The sequence below is a fragment of the Halalkalibacter sp. HAAS-P014 genome (assembly GCF_056619965.1).
In genome coordinates, this window is sequence record NZ_JBWQTV010000016.1 from 183,256 (window position 1) to 199,122 (window position 15,867).

20 protein-coding genes and 1 riboswitch are annotated in these 15,867 nt (G+C 37.7%); of the genes, 6 read left to right on the top strand and 14 right to left on the bottom strand.

Annotated elements, in window-relative coordinates:
- Positions 1-72: 72 nt before the first annotated feature.
- Complete coding sequence (gene msrA / locus AC1FXZ_RS13705; RefSeq protein WP_480054547.1) at positions 73-618, top strand: peptide-methionine (S)-S-oxide reductase MsrA; 546 nt, start codon at positions 73-75, stop codon at positions 616-618.
- Positions 611-1,045 carry a peptide-methionine (R)-S-oxide reductase MsrB gene (gene msrB, locus AC1FXZ_RS13710; protein WP_480054549.1) on the top strand — a complete coding sequence of 145 codons (435 nt, stop codon included), beginning with the start codon at positions 611-613 and terminating at the stop codon, positions 1,043-1,045. Before msrA ends, msrB begins: the two co-directional genes overlap by 8 nt.
- A 146-nt stretch (positions 1,046-1,191) precedes the next feature.
- Here msrB and AC1FXZ_RS13715 read toward each other — a convergent pair whose 3' ends face one another.
- Positions 1,192-1,377, bottom strand: coding sequence for a hypothetical protein (locus AC1FXZ_RS13715; RefSeq protein ID WP_480054551.1), 186 nt, complete (start codon positions 1,375-1,377; stop codon positions 1,192-1,194).
- A gap of 183 nt (positions 1,378-1,560) precedes the next feature.
- Here AC1FXZ_RS13715 and AC1FXZ_RS13720 point away from each other — a divergent pair, with 183 nt between their 5' ends.
- From AC1FXZ_RS13720 to AC1FXZ_RS13730, 3 genes are read left to right on the top strand one after another with little or no spacing between them, the layout of a single operon-like run.
- Positions 1,561-2,292, top strand: coding sequence for an esterase family protein (locus AC1FXZ_RS13720; protein ID WP_480054553.1), 732 nt, complete (start codon positions 1,561-1,563; stop codon positions 2,290-2,292).
- 30 nt (positions 2,293-2,322) lie between these two features.
- The gene (locus tag AC1FXZ_RS13725) at positions 2,323-2,838 is read left to right on the top strand and encodes a YjcG family protein (RefSeq protein ID WP_480054555.1); all 516 of its coding nucleotides are present in this window, start codon (positions 2,323-2,325) and stop codon (positions 2,836-2,838) included.
- A gap of 7 nt (positions 2,839-2,845) precedes the next feature.
- Positions 2,846-3,286, top strand: coding sequence for a GNAT family N-acetyltransferase (locus AC1FXZ_RS13730; protein WP_480054557.1), 441 nt, complete (start codon positions 2,846-2,848; stop codon positions 3,284-3,286).
- A 20-nt stretch (positions 3,287-3,306) separates the two neighbouring features.
- Here AC1FXZ_RS13730 and AC1FXZ_RS13735 read toward each other — a convergent pair whose 3' ends face one another.
- From AC1FXZ_RS13735 to AC1FXZ_RS13790, 12 genes are all read right to left on the bottom strand, one after another.
- Positions 3,307-4,401 carry an MTH1187 family thiamine-binding protein gene (locus tag AC1FXZ_RS13735; RefSeq protein WP_480054559.1) on the bottom strand — a complete coding sequence of 365 codons (1,095 nt, stop codon included), beginning with the start codon at positions 4,399-4,401 and terminating at the stop codon, positions 3,307-3,309.
- Between the two features lie 27 nt (positions 4,402-4,428).
- On the bottom strand, positions 4,429-5,022 hold the full coding sequence (locus tag AC1FXZ_RS13740) for a hypothetical protein (protein WP_480054561.1): 594 nt from the start codon (positions 5,020-5,022) through the stop codon (positions 4,429-4,431).
- A 189-nt stretch (positions 5,023-5,211) separates the two neighbouring features.
- A complete protein-coding gene (gene thiD / locus AC1FXZ_RS13745) occupies positions 5,212-6,012 on the bottom strand; it encodes a bifunctional hydroxymethylpyrimidine kinase/phosphomethylpyrimidine kinase (RefSeq protein WP_480054563.1) in 801 nt (266 codons plus the stop codon).
- 81 nt (positions 6,013-6,093) lie between these two features.
- Positions 6,094-7,203, bottom strand: coding sequence for a glycine oxidase ThiO (gene thiO / locus AC1FXZ_RS13750; RefSeq protein ID WP_480054564.1), 1,110 nt, complete (start codon positions 7,201-7,203; stop codon positions 6,094-6,096).
- A gap of 22 nt (positions 7,204-7,225) precedes the next feature.
- Entirely contained in the window at positions 7,226-8,005 is a 780-nt protein-coding gene (locus AC1FXZ_RS13755) for a thiazole synthase (RefSeq protein ID WP_480054566.1), read from the bottom strand.
- 4 nt (positions 8,006-8,009) lie between these two features.
- Positions 8,010-8,207: a sulfur carrier protein ThiS gene (thiS, locus tag AC1FXZ_RS13760; RefSeq protein ID WP_480054568.1), complete on the bottom strand. Its 198-nt coding sequence runs from the start codon at positions 8,205-8,207 to the stop codon at positions 8,010-8,012.
- Position 8,208: 1 nt separating this feature from the next.
- A complete protein-coding gene (thiE, locus tag AC1FXZ_RS13765) occupies positions 8,209-8,841 on the bottom strand; it encodes a thiamine phosphate synthase (protein ID WP_480054570.1) in 633 nt (210 codons plus the stop codon).
- A gap of 54 nt (positions 8,842-8,895) precedes the next feature.
- A riboswitch (TPP riboswitch) is annotated at positions 8,896-9,003 on the bottom strand.
- A gap of 68 nt (positions 9,004-9,071) precedes the next feature.
- The gene (locus AC1FXZ_RS13770) at positions 9,072-10,190 is read right to left on the bottom strand and encodes a YqgU-like beta propeller domain-containing protein (RefSeq protein WP_480054572.1); all 1,119 of its coding nucleotides are present in this window, start codon (positions 10,188-10,190) and stop codon (positions 9,072-9,074) included.
- Positions 10,191-10,452: 262 nt separating this feature from the next.
- The gene (gene aspA, locus AC1FXZ_RS13775) at positions 10,453-11,874 is read right to left on the bottom strand and encodes an aspartate ammonia-lyase (protein WP_480054574.1); all 1,422 of its coding nucleotides are present in this window, start codon (positions 11,872-11,874) and stop codon (positions 10,453-10,455) included.
- Positions 11,875-11,969: 95 nt separating this feature from the next.
- The gene (locus AC1FXZ_RS13780) at positions 11,970-12,932 is read right to left on the bottom strand and encodes an ROK family glucokinase (protein WP_480054576.1); all 963 of its coding nucleotides are present in this window, start codon (positions 12,930-12,932) and stop codon (positions 11,970-11,972) included.
- A gap of 13 nt (positions 12,933-12,945) precedes the next feature.
- A complete protein-coding gene (locus tag AC1FXZ_RS13785) occupies positions 12,946-13,134 on the bottom strand; it encodes a YqgQ family protein (RefSeq protein WP_480054578.1) in 189 nt (62 codons plus the stop codon).
- Between the two features lie 18 nt (positions 13,135-13,152).
- On the bottom strand, positions 13,153-13,665 hold the full coding sequence (locus AC1FXZ_RS13790) for a hypothetical protein (protein WP_480054580.1): 513 nt from the start codon (positions 13,663-13,665) through the stop codon (positions 13,153-13,155).
- 159 nt (positions 13,666-13,824) lie between these two features.
- Between AC1FXZ_RS13790 and AC1FXZ_RS13795 the strand changes: the two genes are divergently transcribed.
- Entirely contained in the window at positions 13,825-14,223 is a 399-nt protein-coding gene (locus AC1FXZ_RS13795; protein WP_480054582.1) for a YueI family protein, read from the top strand.
- 58 nt (positions 14,224-14,281) lie between these two features.
- Here AC1FXZ_RS13795 and AC1FXZ_RS13800 read toward each other — a convergent pair whose 3' ends face one another.
- Entirely contained in the window at positions 14,282-15,745 is a 1,464-nt protein-coding gene (locus tag AC1FXZ_RS13800) for a spore germination protein (protein ID WP_480054584.1), read from the bottom strand.
- Positions 15,746-15,867: the final 122 nt, after the last annotated feature.

Below are 15,867 nucleotides of genomic sequence, written 5' to 3' on the forward strand. Positions count from 1 at the left end.
GTAAGTACCTTTATTTTTCGTATTAACGGATCCTTGTTATAATTAAACTAGTTCAGAAAGGAGGAAACGCTTTTGAGTGTAACACAGAATACAAAGGCTACATTTGCTGGTGGTTGTTTTTGGTGTATGGTGAAACCATTTGATCAATTTGAAGGTGTTAATGCCGTTGTTTCGGGATATACAGGGGGACAAAAGGAAAATCCAACATACGAAGAAGTCTGCTCTGAAACAACTGGTCACTATGAATCCGTACAAATTACATTTGACCCAGCTATAATTACATATGAACAATTACTACAGATTTTTTGGCAGCAAATTGACCCTACTGATCCAGGGGGACAATTTTTTGACCGTGGTGATTCCTACCGTACCGCCATTTTTTATCATAGTGACGAACAACGAGTCATAGCCGAACACTCTAAGAAACAACTAAGTGAAAATGGGAAATTCACCAAGCCAATCTCTACTAAAATCTTGCCAGCTCAAAAGTTCTATACCGCAGAGGATTATCATCAAGATTATTATAAGAAAAATCCAGTTCATTACATGAGATACTACACTGGTTCAGGACGTAAAAATTTTATCGACCACCATTGGGGAGGAGAGAAAAATGAGTAGATTTGAAAAAGAACATTTAAAAAAACGCCTTACGCCAATACAATATGCCGTTACACAAGAAAATGGCACGGAACCACCCTTTCAAAATGAATATTACAACCTTGAAGAAGAAGGAATATATGTAGATATCATTTCCGGAAAACCTCTCTTTAGTTCAAAAGATAAATACGATGCAGGCTGTGGCTGGCCAAGTTTTACAAAACCAATCGTTGAAGAAGAAGTTATCGAGAAAGAAGACTTTAGTCATGGTATGATCCGAACTGAAGTTAGAAGTAAAGAAGCTGATTCACACCTAGGACATGTATTCAACGACGGTCCAGGGCCAGCTGGCTTAAGATATTGCATTAATTCTGCAGCATTACGCTTTATTCCAAAGCAAGACTTAGAAAAAGAAGGATATGGGGTTTATAAAAAGTTATTTGACTAATAGAACGAAAAGAGGTTGTCGATCAGGTTCCCCAAGCATACAAGATATAATCCTTTGTTTAGCAATAAGTATTATGTCCTGTTCCATCGTTAGACCTATTGAGACAACCTCTAACTTTATTCTCGAACGCTATACTTATTAGATAGCTAAAGCTTTTCATCATATGTGTATCGAACTATAAATTTATCGGCTTTTAGTTTTTTTATTTCTACGAGTGGACCCACTTCATAACCATTAACCCAATTATCTTCTATTTTAGCTTTTACACACCCAGCTTGAAACTTAGATCGGAATATTTGTTTATAGTATATCCATTTTGGAAGTTTTGCCATGATACCTTCATACCTTTCTGAGCTTTTCTACCATATTACAAAATATTAATGAACTTCACAATTTGTTCTTATGCATTTGTCAATAATCGTTACCGATTAAATGTAATTAAGTGGATACGATGGCATTATTAGCAATCATTATGTAAAATATAATGAGGTATTTATAGAAAGGGTTTGAGACAAATGGCTAGAAGACCGTTAGAGGGGACTATTACTGAAGCAAATATTGCTAGTAAAGAGTTACAAGATAATATTTCATTTCTTATTTATACTCCACCTAACTTCACCCCAATGCAAACATATGATGTTCTAATCTGCCAAGATGGAAATGATTATTTTCAGTTAGGTAGGATCCCTCGACTAGCTGAACAGTTAATTGAGGAAGGTGAAATTAACGAGACAATTATCGTCGGAGTTCCTTATCCTTCCGTTGCTGAAAGGAGAAAAAGATATCATCCCGATGGTGAAAAGGTTGATGCCTACATTCGTTTTTTGGCAAACGAACTGATTCCATATATTGACGAAAAATATCCAACTCACCAACTAGCTTCATCCAGAACGCTAGCAGGTGATTCACTTGCAGGTACTGTTTCTTTACTGACGGCACTTGCTTATCCAAACCTTTTTGGTCAAGTGATGATGCATTCACCATATGTAGATGATACCGTTCTAGGCGCAGTTCATTCTTATTCAAAGCCTGAACGTTTAACCATTTATCATGTTATAGGAAAACAAGAGACTGCTGTTAAGACTACAGATGGGCAAATAGTTGATTTTTTGACGCCAAATAGAGAATTGGCCGAACAAATTCAAAATAAAGCATTTTCTTATACGTTTGGAGAATTTGATGGGGATCATACTTGGACTTATTGGCAAAAGGATTTAATTAACGGACTAACAACGCTCTTATCGTAAAAAGATATTTACAAAAGGAGGACTTGAAATATGAAATATGGAATTGTCTTATTTCCGTCAAAACAATTACAAGATCAAGCTAATTCTTATCGTATGCGTTATGATTCACATTACGCTCTTATTCCACCTCACATCACTTTGAAGGAAGCTTTTGAGATTCGAGAAGAAGAGCTCTCTTCTGTTATTACGGAACTTCAACAAATTACGAAAAAGGCAGATCCTGCTTATATTGATATTTATAAAGTCGACACTTTTTATCCACAATCAAATACGATATTTTTAAAAATACGTGAACATGAATCATTAACTTATTTATACGAGGCATTACACAATGAGCCGTTTTCTCCAAATGAAAAATACGGTTTTATTCCACATCTCACAATCGGTCAAGACCTTTCGAACCAAGAACATTCAGATGTTGTCGGACAGTTAAAAATGAAAAATATCAAACACCAAGAAAAGATTGATCGAATCCAATTGCTATATCAACTTGAGAACGGTTCTTGGACCGTCTATGAAACATTTCGCTTAGGAAAGGACGTATAATCATTTTATGAAAGTTATAAAAGTTTCAACAACCGAACAATTAGAAGATGCTTACAAAATTCGTACGGAAGTGTTTGTTGAAGAACAAAAGGTTCCAATGGAAGAGGAAATTGACAATCATGAAGAGGAAGCAACTCACTTTGTCGTATATGATGATAATAACTTAGCAATCGGAGCTGGTCGTTTTCGTTTTGTTGACGGCTTTGGCAAAGTGGAACGTATTTGTATAGCCAAACGCGCACGAGGAACAGGAGTCGGCCGCCAAATAATGGAGGAAATCGAAAAAACAATGGTTGAAGAAGGAGCAACAAAAGCCAAATTACATGCCCAAATTCAAGCTCAAGACTTTTATAAAAAACTAGGTTATGAAACAGTATCGGCAGAATTTCTTGACGCTGGAATCCCTCATGTTACAATGACGAAATATTTAACTAAAAAGGAATGGTGACCTTATGTCACCATTCCTTTTTATTCTTCTATTTGATCGGCCTTTTCTACTTTTTCAAGTTGTGTTTGAACTGTCTTTACTTTGCCTTCCATTGTGGATACTTTATCACGTCGATCATCAATGCGAATGTTCGTTGTAACTCGTTTTAGACCATGCTTAAACGGTACTTCGTGAATCGCTTGAATCACTTCAAATAATACAGGTAGCTCTCCCTCAATAATTGTGCTCATCGGTGTCAATTGATACTTTATTTTTTCTTCATAAGAGCTTAGCACTTCTTGTATTTCTGCTACGTATTTGCTAACGCTCGGGGACTCTGTCCCAACTGGAACTACAGTTACATCAACAATTGCCAATTTCTTTTCCTCCTTCTTTATAGTTGGACGCTTAACAATTAGTCTTTCTGGGAATTCTTTTCTGGCTAGCTTTCGAAACGATTCAATCGAAGCCACCATATGTGATCGTTCTGGTTCATTAGTCGTAATATGTCTTTGCAGCCAATACGAGATCGATAAAATCAGCTTTTTTAAGAATGAAAACCTTTTATGCCCCATTAGTTTTTGAGTAATTGGAATTAAAAGTAAACTGCTATACGATGCAACCTCCAAAGACCATAGAAACATCTTTGAAAATAAAAATAAACCACATGTTAGTACGATAACAGATAGAAAGTAAATCACCACTATATTCGTGGAACAATAACGATTGGTAATACTAGCTTTCTGAATTTGAGCTAAACGAGCTCGACTTATTAAACCATTATCGCTAAAAACCTTATGTTCAGCCCCGTGATATTTCCGAAGTTGTCTCGGAAAAAAGAAGTGAGTTCCAAACATATAATAAAACAGAAAGAAATAAGGAAGGCCAGCCCAAACAGTAGGTTGCCAAATCACTATGAACTTCGGAATAAAGATTAAGCTGATATAGATAACCGTTAATATTGTAAACCATATTGGCATGGAAAAGGTAATTTGTTTTATCATCGTTGTTAACGTTGAAGCATTGATTGGTTTCACCCAACTTCTCAGACGACCTTCATTATGAAATGCACATGAAACATGTTGTTTCCCTATAAAAAATATCCCGTTCTGATAGGAGAGTCCTCTAATTTTCATGTACACACTCCTTTTCTCACTTTTATACTACTCTGCTTCAAACGTAGCAACCCAGTAAGGAACATTGGCTGCATTGATAAAAGTCGGTTGCACAAATAATGCATCCTCCTTCTCAAGTGGTGTGTGATCTGTCCACGTATGAAGAAGAGATACAATAACATCGTCTTTGACAAGATTTTCTCCTGCTAAATTCACGTGAAAACGGCCTAGATTTCCGTAACTTTCATGTTCAACAAATTTGTTAGAAAAAGGGAAGATAATACCGTTATCGACTAATGTTCCTTGAGATTCCTCAATCGTACGATCTGCATAATACAGTTCAAGCAATCCTTCTTCAACCACAAAATCTATCCTAGGTTTATTGGTCTCCTGATCGAGAACAGTCACGCCAATGTAATCTTCTCCATACAAACCTTCTTGTGGCATAATTGTCCAATCCCAATAAGCAGTAACCTTTAATCCAGTTGTTGTTTCCTCTATATTAACCTGAAATTCTATTACATCTTGGAGCTCTTCATTCGTAATCGTTTCCGAGTGTTCTAAAAAGTAGTAACCTCCGAAAAGCATTAAGACTACTAGTATAGCTGGTAGAATTAAAACTGGCTTATTTCCACGAAACATTTTGTACCTTCTTCCTTTTTCATATTATGTATTGTTTAAATCATCAAGACCCTTTGTTCATTATACAAGACACTAAGCCATCAGGAAAGAAACGAATCCTTTCATCTTTAACATTCAATGTTATAATTCATTTTCTCCTTATAAATCTAAGAAGAAGCCAACAGGAATAAACCGGCTGGCTTCTAAGCTTTATTGTATTTTTCTAAATGCAGCATGGTTAGTAGGTCCAATTCCTTGACCAATTGGCAGAGAATTAGAAATTGCCACTGTAATAAACGCTTTTGCTGTTTCTGCCGCTTGTTTTATCGATACGCCTTTAGCTAGTTCAGCTCCAATGGCCGCTGCAAATGTACATCCTGTTCCATGAGTATGCCGAGTATTAATCCGATCACTTTTAAGTTCATGAATTGCTTCACCATCATACAATAAATCAACTGCTGGTCCATCTAGTAGATGACCACCTTTTAGCACAACATATTTTGGGCCTAGTTTATGAAGATCAATTACGGCTTGTTCCATCTCTTCAATTGTTCTCATTTCTCGTCTTCCAAGAATCTTAGCAGCCTCAGGTAGGTTTGGAGTTATAACAGTTGCAATTGGCAAAAGCTCTTGAGTTAGTGCTCTGACAGCCTCCTCCTGAAGAAGAGAAGCTCCACCCTTTGCGATCATGACTGGGTCAACTACAATATTTTCGACTTCATATTTCTTTAACATTTTAGCAACAAGTGTAATAATCTCACCTGAAAACAACATACCCGTCTTTACTGCATCAGCACCTATATCTGACAAAACAGCATCAAGTTGAGCCTCAATCGCTTCCAACGACTGAGGAAATACACCATGTACACCAAGAGTATTTTGTGCCGTTAATGCCGTGATAACGCTCATTCCAAATGTGTCTAGTTCTTGAAACGTCTTTAAGTCAGCTTGGATACCAGCACCACCACCACTATCTGAGCCAGCAATTGTTAATGTTTTTGCTATTGACACTTATTATCATCCTTTCAAATAGCTTCATGTACCATACAGAATCCTCTATGAAACTCACTCACAACTACTTCCCTTGGCGCACTAAGTAAAGCGTTCCGGTTTAAAGGAAGCTAGTGGTGCATAGTACTGTTTTTCATCTAGCAAGTCAGCTACAGCCACTGCTGTTATCGGACTTAATAAAATACCATTTCGGTAATGGCCTGTAGCAAAAACGACTTGTGGAGCTTCGTCTAATTTTCCTATTAACGGGAAGCCATCCTGTGTCGCGGGTCTTAATCCTGCCCATGTATGAAAAGGCTTTTCTTGCTCTAAAAATGGAAATACATGTTTATTCCAGTTTGTTAATCGGGCTATCCCCTTATCAGTTACATCTGTACGAAATCCTGCAATATCTTCAGATGCTCCATTAACTAGCGTTCCATTTGCCTTTGGAACAAGGTACCCTTGACTTGTATAAACAATATGTTTGATACAATCAACCTCTACGTCATACGCACAAATTTGACCTCTAATAGGGTATATCGGAATTCTCAAACCGAACGTTTCTTCTAGTTCACTAGACCATGCACCTGAACAAACAATTAACCGGTCACCCGTATATTCACGCTCATCCTTAGACCGTAATGTTACTGATTGTTTATAATCCACTACTTCTACATGTTCAAGGTTTTCATAAATTTGGACTCCATTTAAACGACAGCCTATCTCTAGTGCCTTAACATAGTCAGGAGCAAACACATGACTTTCTTCAGGGTAATACATAGCTGCCTTGACATCTTTTGCTAGCTTCGGTTCCATTTTCCACAATCGTTCATCTGAAATCAGTTCTGCTTCTGCTCCCCACTCACGTTGCCATGACTGCCTTGTTTCGAGTGCCAAAACATCAGCATCATGGTAGACTGCATGAATACTTCCACTCTCTGAAAATTCAAAGTCCATTTTCGAGATGTTTTTAACTTCTTGCTGCCACCCTTTATACATACGTAAACTATCCAAACAGAACCGAAAGAAATCATCTGGGTCTTCGCCAATCTCAGAATAAGGAGCAAGCATCCCTGCTGCTGCTCCAGATGCTTGTCCACCACACGTTGTTTTTTCTAACACAGTAACATCATAATTTCTTCTACTAAGTTCAAACGCAGTTGCTAGCCCAACGACACCTCCACCTAGTATAATTACTCGCTCTTGCATTAATACTCCCCCAATTTACTTACTATTTTGAAACAAGTGTCGTTAAGCCACTACTAGCTGTAGCATATTTCTTTTTTGGAATTCGACCAGCTTCATAGGAAAGTCTCCCAGCCTCAATTGCATACTTCATCGCCTTTGCCATATTCACCGGGTCCTTTGCCTTAGCTACAGGTGTGTTCATTAAAACTCCATCTGCCCCCAACTCCATTGCTTGTGCTACATCCATGGCTGACCCGAGTCCAGCGTCAACAATAATTGGTACATTAGCTTGCTCAATGATTAATTCAAGATTATACGGGTTTAAAATACCTAAGCCAGTTCCAATAGGTGCTCCCCCAGGCATAACAGCTGCCGCGCCAGCTTCTTCTAACCTCTTACAAAGAACGGGATCATCCGATGTATACGGTAAGACAACAAATCCTTCCTTTGCAAGAACCTCCGTTGCTTTAAGGGTTTCAATAGGATCTGGTAAAAGTGTTTTTTCATCTACACTAATTTCCACTTTTATCCAATCACTTAGACCAGATGCTTTAGCAAGCCTTGCAATTCGAATTGCTTCTTCAGCCGTTTTTGCACCTGATGTATTCGGTAAATACGTAAATGACATTCCTTCTAAATGTTGCAGTATTGCGTCCTCATTCGGCGCATCTAGATTTACTCTCCGAATGGCAAATGTAAGTACCTCAGCTTCCGATGCTTTAATAGCTTCGTTTTGGACAAAGGGATTTGGATACCTACCTGTTCCTAGGAAAAACCTAGAGGATAATTCCTTACCTGCAATTGTAAGCTTATTTTTTTTCATCCGATCATCCCCCTCCGACAAATTGAACTAATTCAATTTTCATTCCTTCTATTATTTTAGTATCTGACCATTCCCCTTGCTCAACTATCATTCCATCTACTTCTGTCACGACAAGATGTGGTTCAAGATTGAAATAAGTCACAACTTCTTCAAGTGTAGAAACTTCTAGATTATGTTCTTCTCCATTAATAATCAAACGCACCTTATTCACTCTCCCTTTCAGCTAATTTTTTGATAAAACTCTCACAAACCCCTTTAATATCCTTAGCTCCTACTATCTCAGAGATCATACAAATTCGAGTTGCTCCAGCATCAAGCACTTGATCAACATTATGCAGTTTGATTCCACCAATAGCTACAAATGGAATCTTGATTTCGGAAACAACTTGTTTAATATAATTTGTTGTTACTGGATCTACAACATCTACTTTACTATTTGTATGAAAAATTGGCCCTACTCCAATATAGTCAGCACCTCCAACTTCAGCCTCACGTGCTTCCTCAATACGATGAGTCGATATTCCAATAATTTTATCAGGCCCCATTATCTTCCTAGCATCAGAAAGAGGTAAATCATCTTGTCCAAGATGAATTCCGTCTGCATTAACAGCAAGGGCTACATCGATATGATCATTAACAATGAATAAAACATCATGTTTACTTGTAAGTTCACGCAACGCTCTAGCTTTTCTTAAAACATCTCGTTTACTGCTGTTCTTATCACGCAGTTGAATAATGTCCACACCACCAAGAATCGCTTCTTCCATTACTTCAGTTAAGTCACGGCCTTGATGAAATTCTTCTCCGGTTATCGCATATAGCTTAAACTCTCTCATAGGTCTCCCACCTTCTATCTGTAATACAAAAAAGTCGCACCCCGAACATACGGAATACGACTAATACGACTTCCCTACGCTGGCATGATCCAGATCAGGTATGAGGGTAAAAGGCAACACCTTCTTCTCAGTCCATCGTTATGGACACCCCTAGTCTTTAAAATACAGAACTTATTACTATTTATTATGACAGACTACTGTAAAAAAGCAAGAGGGGAAGTATTTCCCAACTAACCGTTCCAAATGGGAACCACCACTTGTTCTGATAAATCATAAGCATTTTCATAACGTTCACCTAGTAAAAGAAAAGAACCTCCTGGAGATATTGAAAGTGGAACATGTTTTTCTAATGTAGTTATCTTTTCTTCAGAATCAGCATCCACATTATAAGCAATTAACTCAAAGCCATCTTCATAGCTAAAGAAATCACTACTATATTTGGGCCGTAAATAATAAAAAATTCCATTCCAATCGTCATAAGTATAAAAAGGTATCCACCATTGTTCAGAGTATGTGTTCAAAATAGGGACCTCAATAGAACGGAAAGCTTCTTGCTCTTGATAAAAAGTGTATTGGGATGCTAAATCGTAAACTGAGTCAACCGTTACAGAAAGCGACACTCCATCGGGGAAGCTCATAAAAGCAATTACAGCTTCTTCCCATTTATTTATCTCTCCATTTTCGACATTCACTTCATATAATGGCGCTTGATAGCCAGGTTCAAATTCATCCCATTTTAAGTAACCGACATTTGTAGGCGATATCCATTGAACATAAGACTGTTCAAGATTTACTTGTGATATTTCATTATTTGTTACATTCCCCACATAAGTTTCGTATTCCCAATTAGGTAAAAAAGCTACCATAACGTACGTCTCAACCTTATAAGGATTCCAGTAGATACTATACTCTTCCCCATATCCCATTATGGTCTGTTTTATCTCACCATTCTGATCCAATAGTAATAGTCTTGCTTCATTATCTGACGTAATGTGTTGAATGGCAAAAACCGTATGATCAGCGTTAGCGATGATATCTACAATCCAACCTTCCGTATCAAAAAAAAGTGAAGACTCCCCTGAATAAAGGTCATGTTTATAAATTGCAGACACGTCATCCTGTTCTTGCAAATATAAAATTGTCTCACCGTCATACCAACTCATGACTTCTGTAACACGAGTATTTGTTTGAATTGGAATAATTTGAGAACCTGTGAAAAAAGAGAACGGTATATCACGCTTTTTGGGAAGTTCCATCAAACTTTTCGGTAACGGCTGACCTACTAATGAAGATTGAGTACACGCTGAAACTATAAGAAGTATAATTAAACTAAAAAATAGCCGTTTCATCAATTCCCTCTACCCTCCTTCATACACATGATTGTCTTTAGATACTATATAGACGATTGAAGCCTTTTAAACGTTTCAACAAATAGTAATTTTCAAAAAAAGGGCAACTCAACTGTATTAGCTTCTAAATTATTACTTTATAGCGCAGAGAAAAATAAACGGTTGCACTACAATTTCATAGAAGCTAAACGTTTGAGTCACCCTTTTTCTTGTGGAGACGCTACACAGAACTAGAAATAAGTTCCTATATGGCTCTCACTTTTTAACTGTCTCCCTGCATAAATCTAGCACCAGCAATTCCTGGATTCGTCATTTCTTTCGGATCAAGAATTTCATTTAATTCTTCTTCAGAAAGGATCCCTTTTTCCAAACAAATTTCTCGAACTGGGCGATCCGACTGGATGGCTTCCTTTGCTACTCTTGAAGCAACTTCATAACCTACATGTGGGTTAATGGCTGTAACAATCCCTACACTTCTTTCAACCATCTCGCGACACCCTTCAATATTAGCCGTTATTCCATCTATTGCAAACTCCCTAAAAACACGAATACCATTTTGCAAAATTGACAATGATTGCAATAAATTAAAAACTAATACTGGTTCCATTACATTCAGCTCTAATTGCCCCGCTTCAGAAGCAAGACTTATTGTGTGATCATTCCCTATGACTTGAAAAGAGATTTGATTCACAACTTCACACATTACCGGATTTACCTTTCCAGGCATAATAGATGATCCTGGCTGCCTTGCAGGTAGGTTAATTTCGTTTAAACCTGTTCGTGGCCCTGAACTCATTAATCGCAGATCATTAGACATTTTTGATAAGTTAATGGCCATTATTTTTAATGCGCTTGAAACTTCAGTATAAGCATCTGTATTTTGGGTGGCATCCACAAGGTTTTCCGCTGTTTCAAATGGATAACCAGTAATATCGCTTAAATACCCAGCTATTTTTTCAATATATTCAGGTTTTGCATTTAGTCCTGTCCCAACTGCCGTCGCTCCCATATTTACTTCATATAAATGCTCTACAGAACCTTTTATTCGACTAAGGTCACGATTCAATACACGTTGATACGCACCGAATTCTTGTCCCAACCTAATTGGCACAGCATCCTGGAGATGTGTACGTCCCATTTTTAACACATCATCAAATTCTTTCTCTTTTTCTTTTAGTTTATTAACGAGATCTTGTAATTCAGTCGTTAAGCCTTCTGCCAAGCGAAGCGTCGCTATATGAATTGCTGTTGGAAAAGCATCATTTGTCGATTGCGCCATATTCACATGAGTGTTCGGACTAACCCTCATGTACTCTCCTTTTTTTCCTCCAAGTAATTCAATAGCACGATTGGCAATGACTTCATTCGCATTCATATTAAATGAGGTACCAGCGCCTCCTTGGATTGCATCAACAATAAAGTTCTCTTGCAATTTACCCGAAATTACATCGTCACACGCTTCAATTATAGCGTCAGCAATATTAACATTAAGTACACCAACATCACGATTTGCCATTGCTGCAGCCTTTTTAACATAACCAAATGCACGTACTAACTCAGGATGAGGAGGATACCCTGTTATTGGGAAATTCTCCCTTGCACGCATTGTTTGAATACCATAATAGGCATCCTTTGGTACTTGCTTTTCACCAATTAAATCACGCTCTATTCGATAGTCTGACATTTTCTACCTGTCTCCTTTTATGGTCACTTCTTCAACTTAGTTTCAATCTAACGATCTTATTATTAATTTATGTATGTGATATACGTACGTGAGCGTTACCCTTTCCGAGCAAGCCACGCACCACCAATTACTCCTGCATCATTTCCTAAGGTTGCAATTCGAAACTCGCATCCATCGGCCACTCTGCCTAAAGCATACCGATCAAATTGTTGCTTTATTGGTTTCAAAAGACTATCTCCCGCTTTAGAAACTCCTCCACCAAGTACGATCGTTTCTGGGTTTAGAGTATTGGCTAAGTTTGCCAATGCAAGTCCTAAATGAAAAGTAACTTCATTTATAATCTCCACTGCAAGACGATCATTTTTATTAGCCGCTTCAAATACATCCTTAGAGGTAAGCTTACTGTTTTGGTCTAAGACTAGTTTCAGCAAGCTCTCTGGTCTATTTAGTACACCTTCTTTTGCTAGTCTTGCAATCCCAGTAGCAGAGGCTATCGTTTCTAGACAACCCGTTTTTCCACAATTACAAGGTGCTCCTTGTTCACCAATGATTGACGTTATATGTCCAATTTCCCCGGCCATACCGTTAACACCATGAAGGATTTGCCCATTTACAATCACACCACCTCCAACTCCTGTCCCAAGGGTAACGCAAAGTAGATTTCTCGCTTGATTTCCGGCACCACGCCACATCTCTCCAAGAGCTGCAATATTAGCATCATTGTCAACCGTTACAGAAAGGCCCGTATCGGCTTCTAATTGAAGCTTTAAAGGGAAATCTTTCCACCCTATGTTAACCGCTTGGTAAATAAAGCCCATTTCCATATTTATAAAACCCGGCGCTCCTAATCCTATTGCTAAGAGTTTATTTTTATCAATGCCAAGCTGAATTCTTTTTTCCTCTATTGTTCGAGCAATATCTTTTGTAATATACTTTCCTGATTCAGCAATATTTGTTGGAATTTCCCACTTTGTAACAAGTTTACCCTCAGTAGTTACAAAAGCCAACTTAATTGTTGTTCCACCAATGTCTATACCAACAAGCCATTTATCACCCATCACATTTCATCCTCTACTGTAACTTAGCTTCATTTCTTAAAACAAGTAACCCTTGTTGAAGTATTTCTGCATCAATCAACTTCCATTTGTAAAGCTCTCTCAACTCATCCTCCATGAGGGCAAGGTCAAGACTGCGATCACGTGTATATACAATTGAGCCGTGCACTTTGAGCAGTTGCCTTACATCATATACCGTTTTCATTTTCTCACCTCTTCTTCATTATATCAGCTTCAAGAGCGATACGAAAAGAAGCCAAACAAGCGGAATATATGCGGTGTGTGTGTAACGCCATAATGCCTGACGAATTTGCATTTGAATGTAAAGCCCTACGCCTAATGCTACAGTAAACAAAAAAGCAGCAGTAATCGTGAAGAACGTTCTAAATTCCAATATGCCCCATTCAAATCCCATTAAAAAGAAAAGAAGTGCAAGGATCGAAATTATCACCCGGTCCTCCGGATGAAAAAAACCAAGTGTTGGATGAAATCGACTTATACAGGCAACAATAAATAAAAGTGCTAATATAGATATAACAATTTCAATAAACCTAAATCCAATCCATCCCCCTATAAGCATTCCAGAAATCATGCCTATATAACATAAAAATAAAAAAAATAAAGAAAATAAGAAAAGGCTTAACGGTCTAATCGGATCTCTCGGCGCCGTTAAAAGGCCACCAATCGTGACACCTAGTGTAAATACAAACAATAAAATTATGATAATAAACCACATGATTAAGCACCATCCTTTTAACAGAACGTTTTCATATTGAACGAATTGCAAGAAGTTCAATGATTTATAAATTAAATGTTTCTTATGCTATGATATGTTTGTAAACAAAAATTAGAAGGACAAGAAAGCTTGTCATGTAGAAGGAATGAGGATCAAACGATGGACCAAAAAGTAAAAGATATTATTGACCAAGCAATTTACGGAATCCCTGAGATTAAACCAGAAGAAAGAAATTTATTTCTATCAACATTGTTAGAAAGAATATATATAGCCTTAACAAAGAAACAAGTCATTCAACGAGGAATGTATAATGAAGTAGTCCAAGCAATGAAAACTCAAAAAAACCCACACCTGTTTATAAATGGGAATTTAAATTATGGTAACTACTCAAATTATATCCAAGAAGCCAATAAATTAGGCATTCGGTTTACCATTATCACTCCAAAGAAACAAACACCGTTTGGACTCGTTTTAGCGAACGAGAATCAAGCAGTCGATAAAAAAGACATTTTTATTAAAGATGAGCTTTATGAAAGAGAAATGGAAGAATCGATGTAATTCAATGTATCTTATAAACAAAGAGACCACGAAAATTTTCGTGGTCTCTTTGTAGTTCTTATCTATCTGGATCATTTGGATGGACAGCTGATGGTCTTTGTTTTTTTAATGGCATGGCAACCCGGAATACTACATCTCTTAAAGCCTTGGCATCAAATGGTAAAAATGGCCACATATATGGCATGCCAAGGGTCTTAAGATGAACTAGCATAAGTAACCAAACCGTGATTCCACCTACAAACCCTGCTACCCCAAATAGAGCTGTAGTAAGTAATAGCGCTACCCTAATTAAACGATTAGCCAAGCTCATCTCGTAACTAGGTGTAGCAAAAGTTCCAACAGCTGCTACAGCAAGATACAAAACGACTTCGGGTGAAAAAACCCCGACATTTATAGCTACTTCACCAATTAATAACGCAGCCACCAAACCAAGTGCTGTCGCAAGAGCATTTGGTGTATGTATTGCTGCCATCCGGAGCATTTCAATCCCTATCTCAGCAACAAGAAACTGAGCAAATAATGGAACTGTACCTTCTTCTTGCTCCCCAATAAACCCCAAATCAGTTGGGGCAAGCCCCTCATTCGTTGCAAGTAAATACCAAAGTGGCAATAAAAATAACGATGCCCATACAGCTGCATAGCGAACCAATCTTAAACTAGTACCTACGATCGGCTTTTGACGATACTCTTCTGCATGTTGCATATGATGCCAAAAAGTGGTTGGAGCAATCATTACACTAGGTGAACCATCTACCATTATAATAACATGTCCTTCGAATAAATGAGAGGCAGCAACATCAGGTCTTTCTGTGTATCTTACAAGAGGATAAGGGTTATTATTATGGCCGAAGATAAATTCCTCAATCGTTTTATCGCCCATAGATAATCCATCTGTATCAATTTTTTCCAGCGATGCTTTTATCTTTTTTACGTATTCATGATCTGCAATATCTGCTACATAGGTAATTGCTAAATCAGATTTAGAACGCCTCCCAACTGAGACATACTCGACTCGCATCGTTTTATCACGTACTCGCCTGCGTATTAAAGCTGCATTCATTACCAGCGTTTCAACAAAGCCGTCTTTGGATCCACGAATAACTTTTTCCGTGTCAGGCTCCTCAGGTCCTCTAACAGGATATTCACGGGTGTCTATAAGAATTACCTTATCGATCCCTTCAACCACTAGAGCTGCAGGACCTGCTAGGACCTGGTCAACTACCTCGTCTAAATCATCGGTTTCCTCTATTTCAGCATACGGAATATAACGCTTCATTAATTTATCTAAAGGTTTATCTGCTAAATCAGAGGCTTTTACCCGAATTAATTCACGTTGAATTTGCGTAATCGCTTGATCCTTACCAAATCCATCGACGAGAAAGAGTGACATCTGACGTTCGGCATATTCTAATTCAAGATGAACTAAATCAAAACTTAAATCAACACCTAGCTCTTTTTTCAAGTATTCTACATTATGCTCATAAATGATCGTAACCGGATTTAGAATTTTGCTCGTACTCATACGTGATCACCTCCAATCTTTTACATTATCTGCTTCTTAGCAAGTTTCCATTCATAAGAAGCATATTGGCTTTTTTAACTTCATATAAATGTGTCAAACTGTTTGTCCAATGGAGGCAGAAT